At 59.9% G+C, this 14,237-nt stretch carries 17 protein-coding genes; 3 read left to right on the top strand and 14 right to left on the bottom strand.

Annotated features, from left to right (window positions below):
• Nucleotides 1-46 precede the first annotated feature (46 nt).
• The 9 genes from ACRC4F_RS09730 to ubiE all read right to left on the bottom strand — a co-directional run bounded on the left by ACRC4F_RS09730 (nt 47) and on the right by ubiE (nt 6,110).
• A complete protein-coding gene (locus tag ACRC4F_RS09730; RefSeq protein ID WP_438659113.1) occupies nt 47-754 on the bottom strand; it encodes a 16S rRNA (uracil(1498)-N(3))-methyltransferase in 708 nt (235 codons plus the stop codon).
• A complete protein-coding gene (gene tatC / locus ACRC4F_RS09725) occupies nt 751-1,545 on the bottom strand; it encodes a twin-arginine translocase subunit TatC (RefSeq protein ID WP_131061476.1) in 795 nt (264 codons plus the stop codon). Before tatC ends, ACRC4F_RS09730 begins: the two co-directional genes overlap by 4 nt.
• Complete coding sequence (gene tatB, locus ACRC4F_RS09720) at nt 1,542-1,985, bottom strand: Sec-independent protein translocase protein TatB (RefSeq protein ID WP_438659112.1); 444 nt, start codon at nt 1,983-1,985, stop codon at nt 1,542-1,544. The genes tatC and tatB overlap by 4 nt, the downstream gene beginning before the upstream one ends.
• A 10-nt stretch (nt 1,986-1,995) precedes the next feature.
• On the bottom strand, nt 1,996-2,274 hold the full coding sequence (locus ACRC4F_RS09715; RefSeq protein WP_010464483.1) for a twin-arginine translocase TatA/TatE family subunit: 279 nt from the start codon (nt 2,272-2,274) through the stop codon (nt 1,996-1,998).
• 25 nt (nt 2,275-2,299) lie between these two features.
• Nucleotides 2,300-2,632 (bottom strand): phosphoribosyl-ATP diphosphatase, encoded by a 333-nt coding sequence (locus ACRC4F_RS09710; RefSeq protein WP_008047820.1) that lies wholly within the window; start codon nt 2,630-2,632, stop codon nt 2,300-2,302.
• Entirely contained in the window at nt 2,625-3,026 is a 402-nt protein-coding gene (gene hisI / locus ACRC4F_RS09705; protein WP_438659111.1) for a phosphoribosyl-AMP cyclohydrolase, read from the bottom strand. The genes ACRC4F_RS09710 and hisI overlap by 8 nt, the downstream gene beginning before the upstream one ends.
• An 89-nt stretch (nt 3,027-3,115) precedes the next feature.
• Nucleotides 3,116-4,720 carry a ubiquinone biosynthesis regulatory protein kinase UbiB gene (ubiB, locus tag ACRC4F_RS09700; RefSeq protein WP_438659110.1) on the bottom strand — a complete coding sequence of 535 codons (1,605 nt, stop codon included), beginning with the start codon at nt 4,718-4,720 and terminating at the stop codon, nt 3,116-3,118.
• Nucleotides 4,717-5,340 carry a ubiquinone biosynthesis accessory factor UbiJ gene (locus ACRC4F_RS09695; RefSeq protein WP_438659109.1) on the bottom strand — a complete coding sequence of 208 codons (624 nt, stop codon included), beginning with the start codon at nt 5,338-5,340 and terminating at the stop codon, nt 4,717-4,719. Before ACRC4F_RS09695 ends, ubiB begins: the two co-directional genes overlap by 4 nt.
• Nucleotides 5,340-6,110 (bottom strand): bifunctional demethylmenaquinone methyltransferase/2-methoxy-6-polyprenyl-1,4-benzoquinol methylase UbiE, encoded by a 771-nt coding sequence (gene ubiE, locus ACRC4F_RS09690; RefSeq protein WP_007948968.1) that lies wholly within the window; start codon nt 6,108-6,110, stop codon nt 5,340-5,342. The genes ACRC4F_RS09695 and ubiE overlap by 1 nt, the downstream gene beginning before the upstream one ends.
• A gap of 155 nt (nt 6,111-6,265) precedes the next feature.
• On the opposite strand from ubiE, the gene ACRC4F_RS09685 reads away from it, so the two are divergent.
• From ACRC4F_RS09685 to ACRC4F_RS09675, 3 genes are all read left to right on the top strand, one after another.
• Complete coding sequence (locus ACRC4F_RS09685; RefSeq protein ID WP_438659108.1) at nt 6,266-6,541, top strand: polyhydroxyalkanoic acid system family protein; 276 nt, start codon at nt 6,266-6,268, stop codon at nt 6,539-6,541.
• Between the two features lie 244 nt (nt 6,542-6,785).
• The gene (locus tag ACRC4F_RS09680) at nt 6,786-7,208 is read left to right on the top strand and encodes a phasin family protein (protein WP_438659107.1); all 423 of its coding nucleotides are present in this window, start codon (nt 6,786-6,788) and stop codon (nt 7,206-7,208) included.
• Between the two features lie 10 nt (nt 7,209-7,218).
• Nucleotides 7,219-8,112: a phasin family protein gene (locus tag ACRC4F_RS09675; protein ID WP_438659106.1), complete on the top strand. Its 894-nt coding sequence runs from the start codon at nt 7,219-7,221 to the stop codon at nt 8,110-8,112.
• 190 nt (nt 8,113-8,302) lie between these two features.
• Here the strand turns inward: ACRC4F_RS09675 and ACRC4F_RS09670 are convergent, their stop codons facing one another.
• The 5 genes from ACRC4F_RS09670 to ACRC4F_RS09650 all read right to left on the bottom strand — a co-directional run bounded on the left by ACRC4F_RS09670 (nt 8,303) and on the right by ACRC4F_RS09650 (nt 14,143).
• Nucleotides 8,303-8,923 (bottom strand): TetR/AcrR family transcriptional regulator, encoded by a 621-nt coding sequence (locus ACRC4F_RS09670; RefSeq protein WP_033055348.1) that lies wholly within the window; start codon nt 8,921-8,923, stop codon nt 8,303-8,305.
• A 100-nt stretch (nt 8,924-9,023) separates the two neighbouring features.
• Nucleotides 9,024-10,706 (bottom strand): class II poly(R)-hydroxyalkanoic acid synthase, encoded by a 1,683-nt coding sequence (gene phaC / locus ACRC4F_RS09665; protein WP_438659105.1) that lies wholly within the window; start codon nt 10,704-10,706, stop codon nt 9,024-9,026.
• Between the two features lie 114 nt (nt 10,707-10,820).
• Nucleotides 10,821-11,675: a poly(3-hydroxyalkanoate) depolymerase gene (gene phaZ / locus ACRC4F_RS09660; RefSeq protein WP_438659104.1), complete on the bottom strand. Its 855-nt coding sequence runs from the start codon at nt 11,673-11,675 to the stop codon at nt 10,821-10,823.
• A gap of 145 nt (nt 11,676-11,820) precedes the next feature.
• Nucleotides 11,821-13,500, bottom strand: a complete 1,680-nt coding sequence (phaC, locus tag ACRC4F_RS09655; RefSeq protein ID WP_010464456.1) for a class II poly(R)-hydroxyalkanoic acid synthase — start codon at nt 13,498-13,500, stop codon at nt 11,821-11,823.
• 265 nt (nt 13,501-13,765) lie between these two features.
• Nucleotides 13,766-14,143, bottom strand: a complete 378-nt coding sequence (locus tag ACRC4F_RS09650) for a gamma-butyrobetaine hydroxylase-like domain-containing protein (RefSeq protein ID WP_438659103.1) — start codon at nt 14,141-14,143, stop codon at nt 13,766-13,768.
• Between the last annotated feature and the right edge of the window lie 94 nt (nt 14,144-14,237).

Genomic DNA, 14,237 nt, shown 5'->3' with positions numbered 1-14,237 from the left:
CGCCCAAGCAGGAGCAAGCTCCCTCGCCACAGGGACCGTGTCGATCTTAGAACAGGCGGGCGAGGAGCGCGGTGACGGCGGTTTCGACGCGCAGGATGCGCTCGCCAAGTTGCACCGGTTGCAGGCCGGACTTGGCCAGCAGGTCGATTTCGTAAGGAATCCAGCCGCCTTCGGGGCCGATGGCCAGTGTCACCGGCTCGTCCAGGCCGCGAGGGCAGGGCGGGTATTTGCCGGGGTGACCGACCAGACCGAGGGTGCCTTCGGTAATGGCCGGCAGCCGGTCCTCAACGAACGGCTTGAAGCGTTTCTCGATGACAATGTCCGGCAGCACGCTGTCCCGGGCCTGTTCCAGGCCAAGGATCAACTGCTCGCGAATTGCTTCCGGTTCCAGAAACGGCGTTTGCCAGAAGCTCTTCTCGACGCGATAGCTGTTCACCAGCACGATTCGTGGCACACCCATGGCCGCGACGGTCTGAAACACCCTGCGCAGCATTTTCGGCCGTGGCAGGGCCAATACCAGCGTCAGCGGCAGCTTGGCCGGTGGCGGTTGGTCGAGTGTGACGCGCAGTTCGGCTTCGCCGGTGTCCAGGCGCAGCACTTCGGCCGAACCCATCAGGCCGCCGATACGCCCGACGCGCATGCTGTCACCCACTTCACAGCGGTGAACTTCCTGCATGTGCGTCAACCGGCGATCACGCAGGATCACCCGGTCGGCCGCAATGAAGTCGGCCTCTTCGAGGAGCAACAGGTTCACGGCTGGGTCGCTGGCGGCTGGTCGTTGTGATCGTCAGCCGGCTGGTCGTCCGGGTGTTCGCCGCGCTTGCTGATCAGGCCGCCGAACAGGATGCCGATCTCGAACAGCAGCCACATCGGCACCGCCAGCAGCGTCTGCGAGAAGATGTCCGGCGGCGTCAGGATCATACCGACCACGAAGCAGCCGATGATCACGTACGGGCGGATTTTCTTCAGGTATTTGACGTCGACCACGCCAATCCACACCAGCAGCACCACGGCCACCGGGATCTCGAACGCCACGCCGAAGGCGAAGAACAGCGTCATGACGAAGTCGAGGTAGCTGCTGATGTCGGTCATCATTTCCACGCCGGCCGGGGTGGCGGCGGCGAAGAATTTGAAGATCAGCGGGAACACCAGGTAATAGGCGAACGCCATTCCGGCGTAGAACAGCATGATGCTCGATACCAGCAACGGCACCGCGATGCGTTTCTCATGCTTGTACAGGCCCGGCGCGATGAAGCCCCAGATCTGATGCAGGATCACCGGGATCGCCAGGAACAGCGACACCATCATGGTCAGCTTCAGCGGTGTCAGGAACGGCGACGACACGTCGGTGGCGATCATCGTTGCGCCCACTGGCAGATATTGGCGCAGCGGCGTCGAGACGAAGGTGTAGATTTGCTGGGTGAAGGCGAACAACCCGGCGAAGATGATGAAGATCGCCGCTACGCAACGCAGCAGGCGGGTACGCAACTCGGTGAGGTGCGAAACCAGCGGCATGTGCTGGTCGTTTTCTGGGAGATCGCTCATGGGGCTCGCGGCGGCAGTGTTGGGTCATGAGGGGCCGGCGCAACTGGCGCAGCCGCTGGCGTAACGGGTTCAGCGGGGGGCGCTGCAACAACGGGCGCAGGTTCGGTGGCCACTGCAACAGGTGCAGCGGCTGGAGCATGTATCGTCTGCTCCGCGACCGGTTCAACCGGCTGAACCGGCGTGGCCTCCTGCTGAGTCGGCGTGAAGATCTTCCGCGCCTCCTGTTCCAGCGACAGGATGTGCTCGTTGTGCAGTTGCCGACGAATCTCGTCGGCACCGATTTCACGTTCAACTTCCTGTTTGATCGCGTTGAAGCTGCGCTTCAGACGGCCGACCCACAGGCCGGCGGTGCGCGCAGCACCCGGCAGACGCTCGGGACCCAGCACCAGCAGGGCGACGAGGCCGACGAGCAGCAGTTCAGAGAAGCTGATACCAAACATTAGTCAGTGCTCACACGTCTTTGCGGATCGGCTCTTCGACTTTTTGCGCCTGCACGTCGATGGTGTGCGGCTGGTTCACGGACTGAGTGGTCTGTGGCTGAACCGGTGGCACCGGTTGGGCCGGGGTAACAGTCGGATCGGCCGGCTTTTCATCGTCGTTCATGGCTTTCTTGAAGCCCTTGATCGACTCGCCGACGTCAGTGCCGAGGTTTTTCAGTTTCTTGGTGCCGAATACCAATACGACAACAACCAGGATGACGATCCAGTGTTTCCAGTCAAAAATGCCCATGTTGCTGCTCCTCTCTAATAGTTGTTCAGGCGGACGGGCGCGAGGCTTTCTCGGCGTGTCCGGACAGACCGAAACGACGGTCCAGTTCATCGAGTACAGCCTGTGGATGCTGCCCCAGTTGGGCGAGCATGACCATGCTGTGGAACCACAGATCGGCAGTCTCGTAGATCACATCGCTGCAGTCGCCGCTGATGGCGGCATCCTTGGCGGCAATGATGGTCTCGACCGACTCTTCGCCGACTTTTTCCAGAATCTTGTTCAAGCCCTTGTGGTACAGGCTGGCGACATACGAGCTGTCGGCGGCGGCGCCTTTGCGCTCTTCCAGCACCTCGGCCAGGCGGGTCAGGGTGTCACTCATGGGTGTGTCCTGCGCAATAGATGGCGTGCGGGTCTTTGAGCACCGGGCCGACGGTTTTCCAGTCGCCGTTCTCGAAGACGCGATAGAAGCAACTTTGGCGGCCGGTATGGCAGGCGATGTCGCCGATCTGCTCGACCATGAGGATGATCACGTCGGCGTCACAGTCCAGGCGCATCTCATGCAGCGTCTGCACGTGGCCGGACTCTTCGCCCTTGCGCCACAACTTGCCACGGGAACGTGACCAGTAAATGGCACGATTCTCGGCCGCGCTCAGTTCAAGTGCTTCGCGGTTCATCCAGGCCATCATCAGGACGCGCCCGGTCTTGTGATCCTGGGCAATCGCCGGCACCAGGCCGTCTGCGTCCCACTTGATCTCGTCCAGCCAGTTTTTCATCTTCGACTCCGATGCAGGCCACACTTCATGAATAGAAGCCTACGTGAAATTCAGCGTTCAAACAGTGTGCCAGCGTGCGGGGGCTCTGGCTATCGGCGAACGACCAGATACAAACCGACGGCCACCATGATCCCGGCCGGCCAGTGGCCCAGATCGTTCAACGGCCCACCGACCGCGAGTATTGTGCCGCCGGCCAGATGCGCGGTGCCGAGCAGTCGCAGGAACCAGTCGTCCTTGCGCTTGTGCCACGGCGGTGGCGGATCGTTGGCGTGGGGTTGGGACATGCGCTCGAGCAGGTCGCGGGCCATATTGGCCAGGTGCGGAATCTGTTCGAACTGGCTCTGCACGTTGCCGAGCAAGGCTTTCGGGCTGACGCGCTCGCGCATCCAGCGTTCGAGGAACGGCTGGGCGGTGTTCCACAAATCCAGATCCGGGTACAGCTGACGGCCCAGGCCTTCGATGTTCAACAGGGTTTTTTGCAGCAGCACAAGTTGCGGCTGCACTTCCATGTTGAAGCGGCGAGCGGTCTGGAACAGGCGCATCAGCACCTGCCCGAATGAAATATCTTTTAATGGTTTTTCAAAGATCGGCTCGCATACCGTACGGATCGCCGCTTCGAATTCATTGAGTTTGGTTTCCGCCGGTACCCAGCCCGAATCGATGTGCAATTGCGCCACACGCCGGTAGTCACGCTTGAAAAACGCGAACAGGTTACGGGCCAGGTAATCCTGGTCTTCCGGGGTCAGGCTGCCGACGATGCCGCAGTCGATCGCAATGTATTGCGGGCTCCACGGGTTCACGGTGCTGACGAAGATGTTGCCGGGGTGCATGTCGGCGTGGAAGAAGCTGTCGCGGAACACCTGGGTGAAGAAGATTTCCACACCGCGTTCAGCGAGCATTTTCATGTCGGTGCGCTGGTCGGCCAGGGTCGCCAGATCGGTGACCTGAATCCCGTAGATACGCTCCATCACCAGCACTTTCGGGCGGCACCAGTCCCAATAGACTTGCGGCACATACAGCAGCGGCGAGCCGTCGAAGTTGCGCTTCAACTGGCTGGCGTTGGCGGCTTCGCGCAGCAGGTCGAGTTCGTCGTAGATGGTTTTTTCGTAGTCCTGGACCACGTCCACCGGGTGCAGCAGGCGTGCGTCGGCCGAGAGCTTTTCGGCGGCGCGGGCGAGGATGAACAGCCACGCCAGGTCCTGGGCGATGATCGGTTTCAGGCCGGGGCGGATCACCTTGACCACCACTTCTTCACCGGTTTTCAGCTGCGCGGCATGTACCTGCGCTACCGAGGCCGAGGCCAGCGGTTCGACGTCGAAACGGCTGAACACCTCACTGATCTTCTTGCCGAGCTGCTCTTCGATCAGGTTGACCGACACCTGCGAGTCGAACGGCGGCACGCGGTCCTGAAGTTTCATCAGCTCGTCGGCGATGTCTTCGGGCAGCAGGTCGCGGCGCGTCGAAAGGATCTGCCCGAACTTGATGAAAATCGGTCCCAGGTCCTGCAACGCCAGGCGCAAGCGTGCGCCACGGCTCAGGTCCAGCGTCTTGCGCGGGAACCAGCGCCACGGCAACGCATAACGCAGCGCCAGCAGAAACCACGGTAACGGCAAGGCGAACAAAAGGTCATCGAGGCGGTAGCGAATCACAACGCGCTGGATGCGCAACAAACGGCGGACGGCAAGCAGCTTCATGCGTTATCGCTTGGGTCGAGGGATCGGGAAAGGCGCTCGAAACGCGCCTCGAGACGTTCCAGATCGAGCTTGATCTGGTCCAGTTCACTGAAACGGGCCTCGGCTTCGCGTTGACCGACGAGGGTGCGCGATTCTTCAGCCAGGTATTCGCCCAGGTTCTGATTCAGGCTGGCGAACCCTTGCTGATACCAGCGTGCGCGGCTGCGCAGGTGACCGCCGACTAGTTGCGTGGCCACCGGGCCCAGCCAGCGTGAGAGTTCGTACTCCCAGTCCAGTTCAAGGTCCTGAAGGATCGCCGCCAGTTCCAGCAGCACGCCGCTGTCGCCGTCGAGTTCGACTTCAGGGCCGTGCAGGACCGAGGTCTTGTCCTTGCTCATCGCCAGTTTCAGCAGGCTGGAGGCCGGTGCGCGCAAGGTGCAGTCGGCGCCGGTTTCCCAGTGGGATGCCAGCATCAGGCCTTCGTCGCTGGGCAGGATAAAGATTTGCAGCGCCGGGCTGCGGCAGTCGACGGCAATCACTCTGCCGCTCAAATGCGCCAGTCGCGGCAGCGCCGTGCTGTCGAGACGCAGCACCCGGTTCAGACCGAGTTCAACGCTGGCGAGCAGGCCGGCCAGCAACATCAGGGTTTGATGCCGCGGTGCAGGGCGACGATGCCTGCGGTCATGTTGTGGTAAGTGACGCGGTCGAAACCGGCCTCGACCATCATTGACTTGAGGGTTTCCTGATTCGGGTGCATGCGGATCGATTCGGCCAGGTAGCGATAGCTTTCCGAGTCGTTGGTGATCAGCTTGCCCATCAGCGGCATGAAGGCGAACGAGTAGGCGTCGTAGGCTTTGGACATCAGCGCATTGGTCGGCTTGGAGAACTCCAGCACCAGCAAGCGGCCGCCCGGTTTCAGCACGCGCAGCATCGAACGCAGGGCGTCTTCTTTATGAGTGACGTTGCGCAGGCCGAAGGCGATGGTCACGCAGTCGAAATGGTTGTCCGGGAATGGCAGCTTTTCAGCGTCGGCCTGGACGAATTCGACGTTGCCGGCCACACCCAGGTCCAGCAGGCGGTCGCGACCGACCTTGAGCATGGATTCGTTGATGTCGGCCAACACGACCTGGCCGGTCGGACCCACGAGGTGCGAGAACTTCTTGGTCAGATCACCCGTGCCGCCGGCGATGTCCAGCACGCGGTTACCGGTGCGAACGCCCGACAGCTCGATCGCGAAACGCTTCCACAGGCGGTGCATGCCGCCCGACAGGAGGTCGTTCATCAAGTCGTACTTGGCGGCTACCGAGTGAAAAACCTCAGCGACTTTTTCCGCTTTCTGGCTTTCCGGAACGTTTTTGAAGCCGAAGTGAGTGGTGGGTTCGGCATCGCTGCCTTTGCGCTGATCAGTCATATCGCTGTCACCAAAAGAGAATGCGGGACATTCTAATCCCGGTGGCCTGCTTTGTCTTGGCAAGGCTGCAGGTAAGATAGGCAACCACCGGGACGTTTTGCCGCAGCAGCGGTCAAGATGCTTCAGGAAAGCATTCATAAAGCAGGAGTCATTCGATGGCCCGTATTAGTGTTGAACGTGCCCACGGCCTGGGCAAGGAAGCGGCCCGCGAGAAGGCCGACCAGTTGGCGCAGAAACTGTCCGATCAATATGGCCTGGAGCCTTCGTGGTCGGGCGATACCCTGAACCTCAAGCGCTCGGGCGTTAAAGGTGCGGTGCTTGTGAGCGAGGATTCGATCAAGGTCGATGTCGAACTGGGCCTGATGATGTCGGCCATGAGCGGCATGATCAAAGCGGAAATCGAAAAGGCCCTCGATAAAGCCCTGGTCTGATTTTCGAGTCGAATTACATTCCCTGTGGGAGCCAGCCTGCTGGCGATGGCGGTGCATCAGTCAACATTGTTGTTGATGGATAAATCGCTATCGCCAGCAGGCTGGCTCCCACATTTTGTTTGTGGTGTGCCCGAAGTTCTATGTCAGTTGTTAGGGTGCCGTTTCTAATTTTTCTCCCTACTTTGTGCCTGAGCCCGACACTTTCGCGGGCAGTTCCTCAAACCTTCTGCGCGTGAGGTGCACCATGGCCAAAGTTATTTTGAAGAAAAAAATCGACGCTTCGACGAATGCTCTGAGCGACGTTAAATCCTATGCCCGCAAGATCTGGCTGGCAGGCCTGGGGGCCTACACCAAGGTCGGCCAAGAGGGCAGCGAGTACTTTCAAGAGTTGGTAAAAGCTGGTCAAACTGTTGAAACAAAAGGCAAAAAAGTAGTTGCCGAGAAACTTGAAGCAGCTAACTCAGAGATCGATGAAGCCAAGAGTGAAGTGAGCACTTTCAAAGCCCGGGTCGAAGTTCAACTCGACAAGGTCGAGAAGGCTTTTGACTCGCGTGTCGCAAGTGCCTTGAATCGTATCGGCATTCCGTCTAAACATGACGTTGAGACACTCTCTGCTAAGCTCGATGAGCTGACGGCATTGCTCGAACGCGTCGCGCGTAAATCTTAAGGAGAACGGGATGGCTGGTAAAAAGAACACCGAAAAAGAAGGCAGCTCGTGGATCGGGAAAGTCGAAGACTACTCCCGCAAAATCTGGCTGGCTGGTTTAGGCGTGTACTCGAAGATCGACACTGACGGCAGCAAGCTCTTCGATACATTGGTTAAAGACGGCGAGAAAGCCGAGAAGCTCACCAAGAGCGCTGTCGGCAAGAAAGTCGATGACGTCAAGGATTCCGCTTCGTCGGCCAAGTCGCGCATCAGCGGCGTAAAAGATCGTGCGCTGGGCAAGTGGGATGAGCTGGAAGGGGCTTTCGACAAGCGCCTGAACAGCGCCATTTCGCGCCTGGGTGTACCGAGCCGCAATGAAGTGAAAGCACTGCACAGCAAGGTCGATACCCTGACCAGGCAACTGGAAAAACTCACCGGTGAGAAGGCCAGGCCTGTAGCGGCGAAAACCGCGGCTGCAAAACCTGCTGCAGCTAAACCAGCAGCCAAAAGCGCTGCCAAGCCGTTGGCCAAAGCTGCCGCTAAACCGGTCGCCAAAGCCGCGTCGAAAGTCGCATCCGCAGCCAAGTCCGCTACCAAAACTGCCGCCGCTAAACCTGCTGCAGCCAAGGCAGCGGTCAAATCGGTTGCTGCCAAAGCCGCCGCCAAACCGGCTGCTAAACCTGCTGCCAAAACCGCAGCCGCCAAACCGGCTGCCAAGCCAGCGGCAAAACCTGCCGCAGCGAAGAAACCAGCAGTGAAAAAACCGGCCGCTCCTAAGGCTGCCGCACCAAAACCAGCAGTGGCTGCCGCCAAACCGGCAACCCCGTCGACTCCGGCCAGCAGCTCGAACTCTGCTTCCGCACCGACCCCTGCTGTAACCCCGACTGCCGCGCCAGCTCCATCGACGCCAACCAGTCAGTCCTGATTCCAGGGCTCAATAAAACGCCCGGCCTGTAAAGGTCGGGCGTTTTTGTTTATGCACGGTTCTGCACACACTGCGGCCCCCTGTGGGAGCTAGCCTGCTAGCGATAGCGGTTCATCAGTCACAACAATGTCGACGGATAATCGCTATCGCTAGCAGGCTAGCTCCCACAGGGGGCGGCGGTGTTCAGGGGTCATTCGTGTTCTTCGAGGTATTGCAGTGCCAATTGCTCCGTCGCGACTTTGATCGGCGGCAACAAATGCGGCGCCACCAGCATCATGATCTGATACACCACCAACCGGACTTCACCCTCGCGATCAAGAATCCGCTGATAGTCCAGCGAGAACAGCAGCGTCATAGTGATCTGCTCCACCAATTGCCCCAGCGCCTGCGTATCGCTGACCAACTGCCCCTGAGCTTTCAATCGCGCCAGCAATGAAGCCAGCGTGCGCTTCAGCGCATTGAGCAGGTTGCGGATTCCCTTGGCCAGTTTCGGCAAGCGCCCGGCCAGGTTCGACAGGTCCTGAAAAAGAAACCGGTAATGGGCCAGCCGTTCGACGATCAAGTGCAGGAACAGCCAGTAATCCTCCGGCGCCAATTCCACATCGGCCGGAGGATCAAGCAGTGGTGCAAGCTCGGCCTGGAAACGCTCGAACAATCCGAGAATCAGCGGCTCCTTGCCGTGGAAGTGGTAGTAGAGGTTGCCCGGGCTGATCCCCATTTCGTTGGCAACTTCCATGGTGGAAACGTTCGGTTCGCCCTTCTGATTGAACAACTGCAGGGCACATTCGAGGATCCGGTCGCGGGTTTTCATCCAGTCTTCTTAATGGTCAGGTCCTGCCAGGCTTAAACCCTGTAGGAGCCAGCAAGCCGGCTCCTACGGGGGGCAGCGCCTGGCCGTGGTGTGTTGAGCGTCAGCGCACACGAACGTAAGTGCCGGGTGCCGCCTCCAGCGGTGGATAGTTCTGGTTGCCGAGGGTCATGTGGGTTTCTTTTTGCGCGCCCGAGCGTTCCTGAATCCAGCCCAGCCATTGTGTCCACCAGCTACCGTCGACTTGCCTGGCGTCGTAGTACCAGGCCCGCGGATCGCTGCTCAGTTTTGCGCTCTCGACGAAGTTGGCTTTCGGGTTCGATGGCGGGTTGAGGATGCTCTGCACATGACCGCTGTTGGACAGCACGAAACGTCGTTCGCCACCCAGCAACAGCGTCGAGCGATACACCGCATCCCACGGCGTGATGTGGTCATTAATGCCGGCGACGCTGAAACTGTCGACGGTGACTTTCTGCAAGTCGATCGGCGTGCCGCACACTTCCAGACCGCCCGGATGACCCAGTGGATTGTGTTTGAAGAAGTCCAGCAGGTCGCCATGCAAGGCTGCCGGCAGGCGCGTGTTGTCGTTGTTCCAGTAGAGGATGTCGAACGCCGGCGGCTCTTTACCGAGCAGGTAGTTATTGACGAAATAACTCCAGATCAAATCGTTGGGGCGCATCCAGGCGAAGACCTTGGCCATGTCGCGGCCGTCCAGCACACCTTTCTGGTAGGAGCGACGCTTGGCGGCTTCCAGGGTTTGCTCGTCGGCGAACAAGGTGGCGGGGCTGTCCATCTGACTGTCGAGCAGGCTCACCAGGTACGTCGCGCTGGACACCCGCCGCAGCTGCCGTTTGGCCTGCAAGTGGCCTTGCAGCGCAGCGATGGTCAGCCCGCCGGCGCAAGCGCCCATCAGGTTGACTTCGCGAGCACCGGTGATCGACCGGCAGACGTTCATCGCTTCTTCCACCGCTTCGACGTAGGTCGACAGGCCCCATTCGCGGTGCCGCACGTCCGGATTGCGCCAGCTGATCATGAACGACTGCAGGCCGTTTTTCAGGGCGAACTGGACGAAGCTGTTGTGCGGGCTCAGGTCGAAAATGTAGTACTTGTTGATCTGCGGCGGCACTACCAACAGCGGTTTTGAATACTGCTTTTCGCTCATCGGCTTGTACTGGATCAGCTCCAGCAGCTCATTGCGAAACACCACGGAGCCGGAGGTGGTGGCGACCGTTTTGCCGACCTCGAAGGAGTGCTTGGTGACTTGCCGGGGCAAGCCGTCGTTGTGCAGGAAGTCGTCGAACAGGTGGCCGATGCCGCGCACCAGACTGTTACCGCCGGAGTTGAAGATCTCCTTGATCGCCAACGGATTGAGCAGGGTGTTGGAAGGCGCCACGGCGTCATTGAGCAAGGCGAACGCGAAGTGCGCGCGAGCGCGATCGTCCGGGGTCATGTTGCTTTCGTCGATCCAGCTTTTGACCTGCTTCTGCCAGCTCAGGTAGGCCTGCAAGCTGCGGCGATAAAACGGGTTGAGGCTCCATGCCGGGTCGGCGAAGCGATTGTCCTGCGGGTTGGTCGGGTGCAGGGTTTCACCTAGTAGCACGCGGCCCAGTTGGCCGCCCAGTTTCAAGGCATGTCGGGCGCTGTGCACCGGGTTGCGCAGGCCATGGGCGGCAACGCTGCGCAGGGTCGACAACAGATCCCGGCCACGCAGGCCGGTGATCGCACTCTGTGCGTTGATGAACGCGGCGGGAGTGGGCAAAAAGTCCCTCGCTGGTTTTTCGCGCATGAATCAACACTCCTTCGTCTTCAGGCCAAATACAAATACACCGAACCAGAACACCATAGACGCTGTTGCGGGTTGTTGCGCGGCGCGGCGTCCTGCCGACCGACAATGGGCCGGTTAACCGCCCAATGGCGCCGGATGCGGATGCATCACGGCGCGCTGACGTTCCTCCTCGAGGAATTTCATGATGATCGGCGCCACGGCTTCAGCTCGGGTAATCAGGAACAGATGCCCGTCATCGATGATGTGCAACTGAGCATTGGGGATCCGCCAGGCGAGCACGCGCATGTTGATCAGCGGGATCAGGGGATCGTCGTCGCCAGCCAGGACCAGGGTCGGCTGATGGATCTTGTGCAGCCAGTGAATGCTGGTCCAGCCAAGCCCGGCGAACAGCTGCCAGTAGTAACCGAGCTTGCCTGCCGAGCGAACCTTCGCGGCATGGCTGGCGGCCAGGGTCGGATCGCGACGGAACGAGCCGCCATAGATCATCGGCGCGATGCGGATCACGTGAGACGGCTGGATGTAGCGCCGTGGGCTGGCCATCATCCACAGCACTTTCGGCTTGCCCGGCACCATCACCGCGCCGGCCGCCGTGGCTGCCAGCACGAGCTTCTTGCAGCGCTCGGGGTAGTCGTACGCGAACTGCTGGGCGAGGGCGCCACCCCAGGAAACGCCGATGACGTTGACCTGCCCGTAGTCGAGGTAATCGAGCATCCGCGCCGTGAGTTTCGCCAGGCCCGGAAAGCGATACGGCCGATTGGGCGTCGACGAGCCGCCGACACCGGGAACGTCGAAAGCGATGACTTCCAGGTCCGGGTCCAGCGCCGCGACGAACGGAAACACCAGCTCCAGGTTGGCGCCGATGCCATTGAAAATCAGCAAGGGCGTCAAGTGAGGCTTGCCGGGGCGTACCGCCGTGCGGAGGGTCTGGCCATCCAGGTCGACGGTACGGAATATGAACGGTTGCGGCATGCTTCAAGCCCTGTGGGTGAATTATCCCCATTTCCCTTGTGGGAGCGAGCCTGCTCGCGATAGCGGTCTGTCAGTCACATCATTGTTGGATGTGCTATCGCCATCGCGAGCAGGCTCGCTCCCACAGTGGGGTGGGGTGTGTCAGTTACCGCTCATGCACATAGGTGCCTGGTGCTGCTTCGCCGGCCGGATAAGCCTTGTTGCCCAGGCTCGCTGGGGATTTCTTCAGCTTGCCCGAACGCTCGGCCTGCCAGGCCTGCCAGTGCAGCCACCAGGAGTCAGTGTGTTTGGTGGAATTCTCTTGCCAATCTTCGGCTTTGACCGGCATCTCCGTGCTGGTCATGTAGCGCGATTTCGGATTGCCCGGCGGGTTCAGGATGCTCTGGATATGCCCGCTGCTGGACAGCACGAATTCAACCTTGCCGCCGAACAATTGCGCCGACTTGTAGCAGGACTTCCACGGGGTGATGTGGTCGTTGGTGCCGGCCAGGGAAAAGATGTCGGCCGTGACCTGCTTCAGATCGATCGGCGTGCCGCACACTTCCAGTGCATCGGGGCGAATCAGCGGGTTGTTTTTGAACATCTCGATCAGGTCGCCGTGGAACGCGGCCGGCAACCGTGTGGTGTCGTTGTTCCAGAACAGGATGTCGAACACCGGCGGCTCGTTGCCCAGCAGGTAATTGTTGACCCAGTAGTTCCAGATCAAATCGTTGGGGCGCATCCAGGCAAAAACTTTCGCCATGTCGCGGCCTTCCAGCACACCGGCCTGGTAGGAATGGCGCTTGGCGGCTTCGAGGGTTTGTTCATCAACGAACAAAGCCACGTCGCTGTCCAGGGTGGTGTCCAGCACGCTGACCAGCAACGTCAGGGCGTTGACCTTCTTCTCGCCGATCGCAGCGTAGTGGCCCAGCAGCGCGGTGCAGGTGATGCCGCCGGAGCAGGCACCGAGCATGTTCACGTCTTTGCTGCCGGTGATCGCGGTGACCACGTCGACCGCTTCCTTGAGCGCCTCGATATAGGTCGACAGCCCCCACTCGCGCTGCTCCTTGGTCGGGTTGCGCCAGCTGACGATGAACGTCTGCACGTTGTTACGCAGGCAGAAACGCGCCAGGCTCTTGTCCGGGCTCAAATCGAATACATAAAACTTGTTGATCTGCGGCGGCACCACCAGCAGCGGACGCTCGTGCACCTGCTCGGTGATCGGGCGGTACTGGATCAATTCCAGCACGTCGTTGCGGAACACCACCGCGCCTTCGGTCACGCCCAGGCTCTTGCCGACTTCGAACGCACCCATGTTGACCTGGCTCGGCATGCCGCCGTTATGTACCAGATCCTTGGCCAGGTGCGAGAGGCCGTCGAGCAGGCTTTTACCGCCGGTTTCGAAGAAGCGTTTGACTGCCGCCGGGTTGGCCGCACTGTTGGTCGGCGCCATGGCTTCGGTCATGAGGTTGATCACGAAATGCCCGCGGCTGACGTCTTTGGGCGGCAAGTTGCTGTCGTCGATCCAGTCGTGGAGTTCCTTGCGCCACGCCAGGTAAGTTTGCAAATAACGTTTGTAGAGCGGGTTCTGGCTCCAGGCCGGATCGGCAAAGCGACGGTCATCGCTCGTAGGTTGAAGCTCCGATTTACCGAACAACACGTTCTTCAGTTCAAGGCCGAAATGGGCGACATGTTTGGCACTGTGAATCGGTTGTTTGATGGCCTGCCTGAGCACCATTCGAGCGGACGCCAATAGATCCTTTCCACGCAGCCCAACGACAGGATTCAGCCCCAAGGTGTTTTCCGAGGCTTGATACTTCAAGTCATCGTTATTCTTGTTACTCATCTACGACGCTCCATTGTCCTGAGACGAGTACCTGGGTCCAGCTGTGTAGTCACACACAGCCAAGGCCAGGTACTACTGCTCGGGTGACCGTTAATTCTGCATCGCTGCTTTTTTTTCAATCGCAGAGAGCACTGCAGGGAACTTGCCAGCTCCATTGGTTACCCGAGTTTAATTTTTTTCGCAAGCGGGCCAATCATTGACCCAGGAGCGGAGCATTCAAACAGATGGAATTAGAAAATGCCCTCTAAAGAGCAAGAGGCCTGACCTAGAGCATCAGCTTGACGATGGATTCGTTCGGATCGCGGGTTTTGCCGGCGGCTTTCAGCTCAGCAAGATAATCGTTCCAAAGCTCCTCCTGACGCACGCCCAACTGGTACAGATATTCCCAGGTGAACAGGCCGCTGTCGTGGCCGTCGTCGAAGGTCAATTTCAGTGCGTACTGACCGGCCGGTTCTACCTTGGTCAGGCCTACGCCGATCTTGCCAAATTGCAGGATGGGTTTGCCGTGGCCCTGGACCTCGGCGGAAGGAGAGTGCACGCGCAAGAATTCGGCGGGCAGGTGATGCTCCTCGCCGGACGCATATTTCAGCGACAGGGTTTTCGAGGCTTTGTGCAGTTTGATGTCGGTGGGGAGTTGGGTCATGACCTGATGTCCGTACTTAAGCGCAAGGTCTGAACCTCTGTAGGAGCCGGCTTGCTGGCGATGGCGATTTAAAGTACGCCATCGCCAGCAAGCC

The organism is Pseudomonas sp., assembly GCF_051660785.1.
GTDB lineage: Bacteria > Pseudomonadota > Gammaproteobacteria > Pseudomonadales > Pseudomonadaceae > Aquipseudomonas.
This window is presented reverse-complemented; position numbering and strand designations above follow the sequence as displayed.

Coding starts and splice junctions, on each gene's coding strand:
- tatC (WP_131061476.1), bottom strand. CDS start 1,545: ATGAGCGATCTCCCAGAAAACGACCAGCACATGCCGCTGGTTTCGCAC.
- tatB (WP_438659112.1), bottom strand. CDS start 1,985: ATGTTTGGTATCAGCTTCTCTGAACTGCTGCTCGTCGGCCTCGTCGCC.
- ACRC4F_RS09715 (WP_010464483.1), bottom strand. CDS start 2,274: ATGGGCATTTTTGACTGGAAACACTGGATCGTCATCCTGGTTGTTGTC.
- ACRC4F_RS09710 (WP_008047820.1), bottom strand. CDS start 2,632: ATGAGTGACACCCTGACCCGCCTGGCCGAGGTGCTGGAAGAGCGCAAA.
- hisI (WP_438659111.1), bottom strand. CDS start 3,026: ATGAAAAACTGGCTGGACGAGATCAAGTGGGACGCAGACGGCCTGGTG.
- ubiB (WP_438659110.1), bottom strand. CDS start 4,720: ATGAAGCTGCTTGCCGTCCGCCGTTTGTTGCGCATCCAGCGCGTTGTG.
- ACRC4F_RS09695 (WP_438659109.1), bottom strand. CDS start 5,340: ATGTTGCTGGCCGGCCTGCTCGCCAGCGTTGAACTCGGTCTGAACCGG.
- ubiE (WP_007948968.1), bottom strand. CDS start 6,110: ATGACTGATCAGCGCAAAGGCAGCGATGCCGAACCCACCACTCACTTC.
- ACRC4F_RS09685 (WP_438659108.1), top strand. CDS start 6,266: ATGGCCCGTATTAGTGTTGAACGTGCCCACGGCCTGGGCAAGGAAGCG.
- ACRC4F_RS09680 (WP_438659107.1), top strand. CDS start 6,786: ATGGCCAAAGTTATTTTGAAGAAAAAAATCGACGCTTCGACGAATGCT.
- ACRC4F_RS09675 (WP_438659106.1), top strand. CDS start 7,219: ATGGCTGGTAAAAAGAACACCGAAAAAGAAGGCAGCTCGTGGATCGGG.
- ACRC4F_RS09670 (WP_033055348.1), bottom strand. CDS start 8,923: ATGAAAACCCGCGACCGGATCCTCGAATGTGCCCTGCAGTTGTTCAAT.
- phaC (WP_438659105.1), bottom strand. CDS start 10,706: ATGCGCGAAAAACCAGCGAGGGACTTTTTGCCCACTCCCGCCGCGTTC.
- phaZ (WP_438659104.1), bottom strand. CDS start 11,675: ATGCCGCAACCGTTCATATTCCGTACCGTCGACCTGGATGGCCAGACC.
- phaC (WP_010464456.1), bottom strand. CDS start 13,500: ATGAGTAACAAGAATAACGATGACTTGAAGTATCAAGCCTCGGAAAAC.
- ACRC4F_RS09650 (WP_438659103.1), bottom strand. CDS start 14,143: ATGACCCAACTCCCCACCGACATCAAACTGCACAAAGCCTCGAAAACC.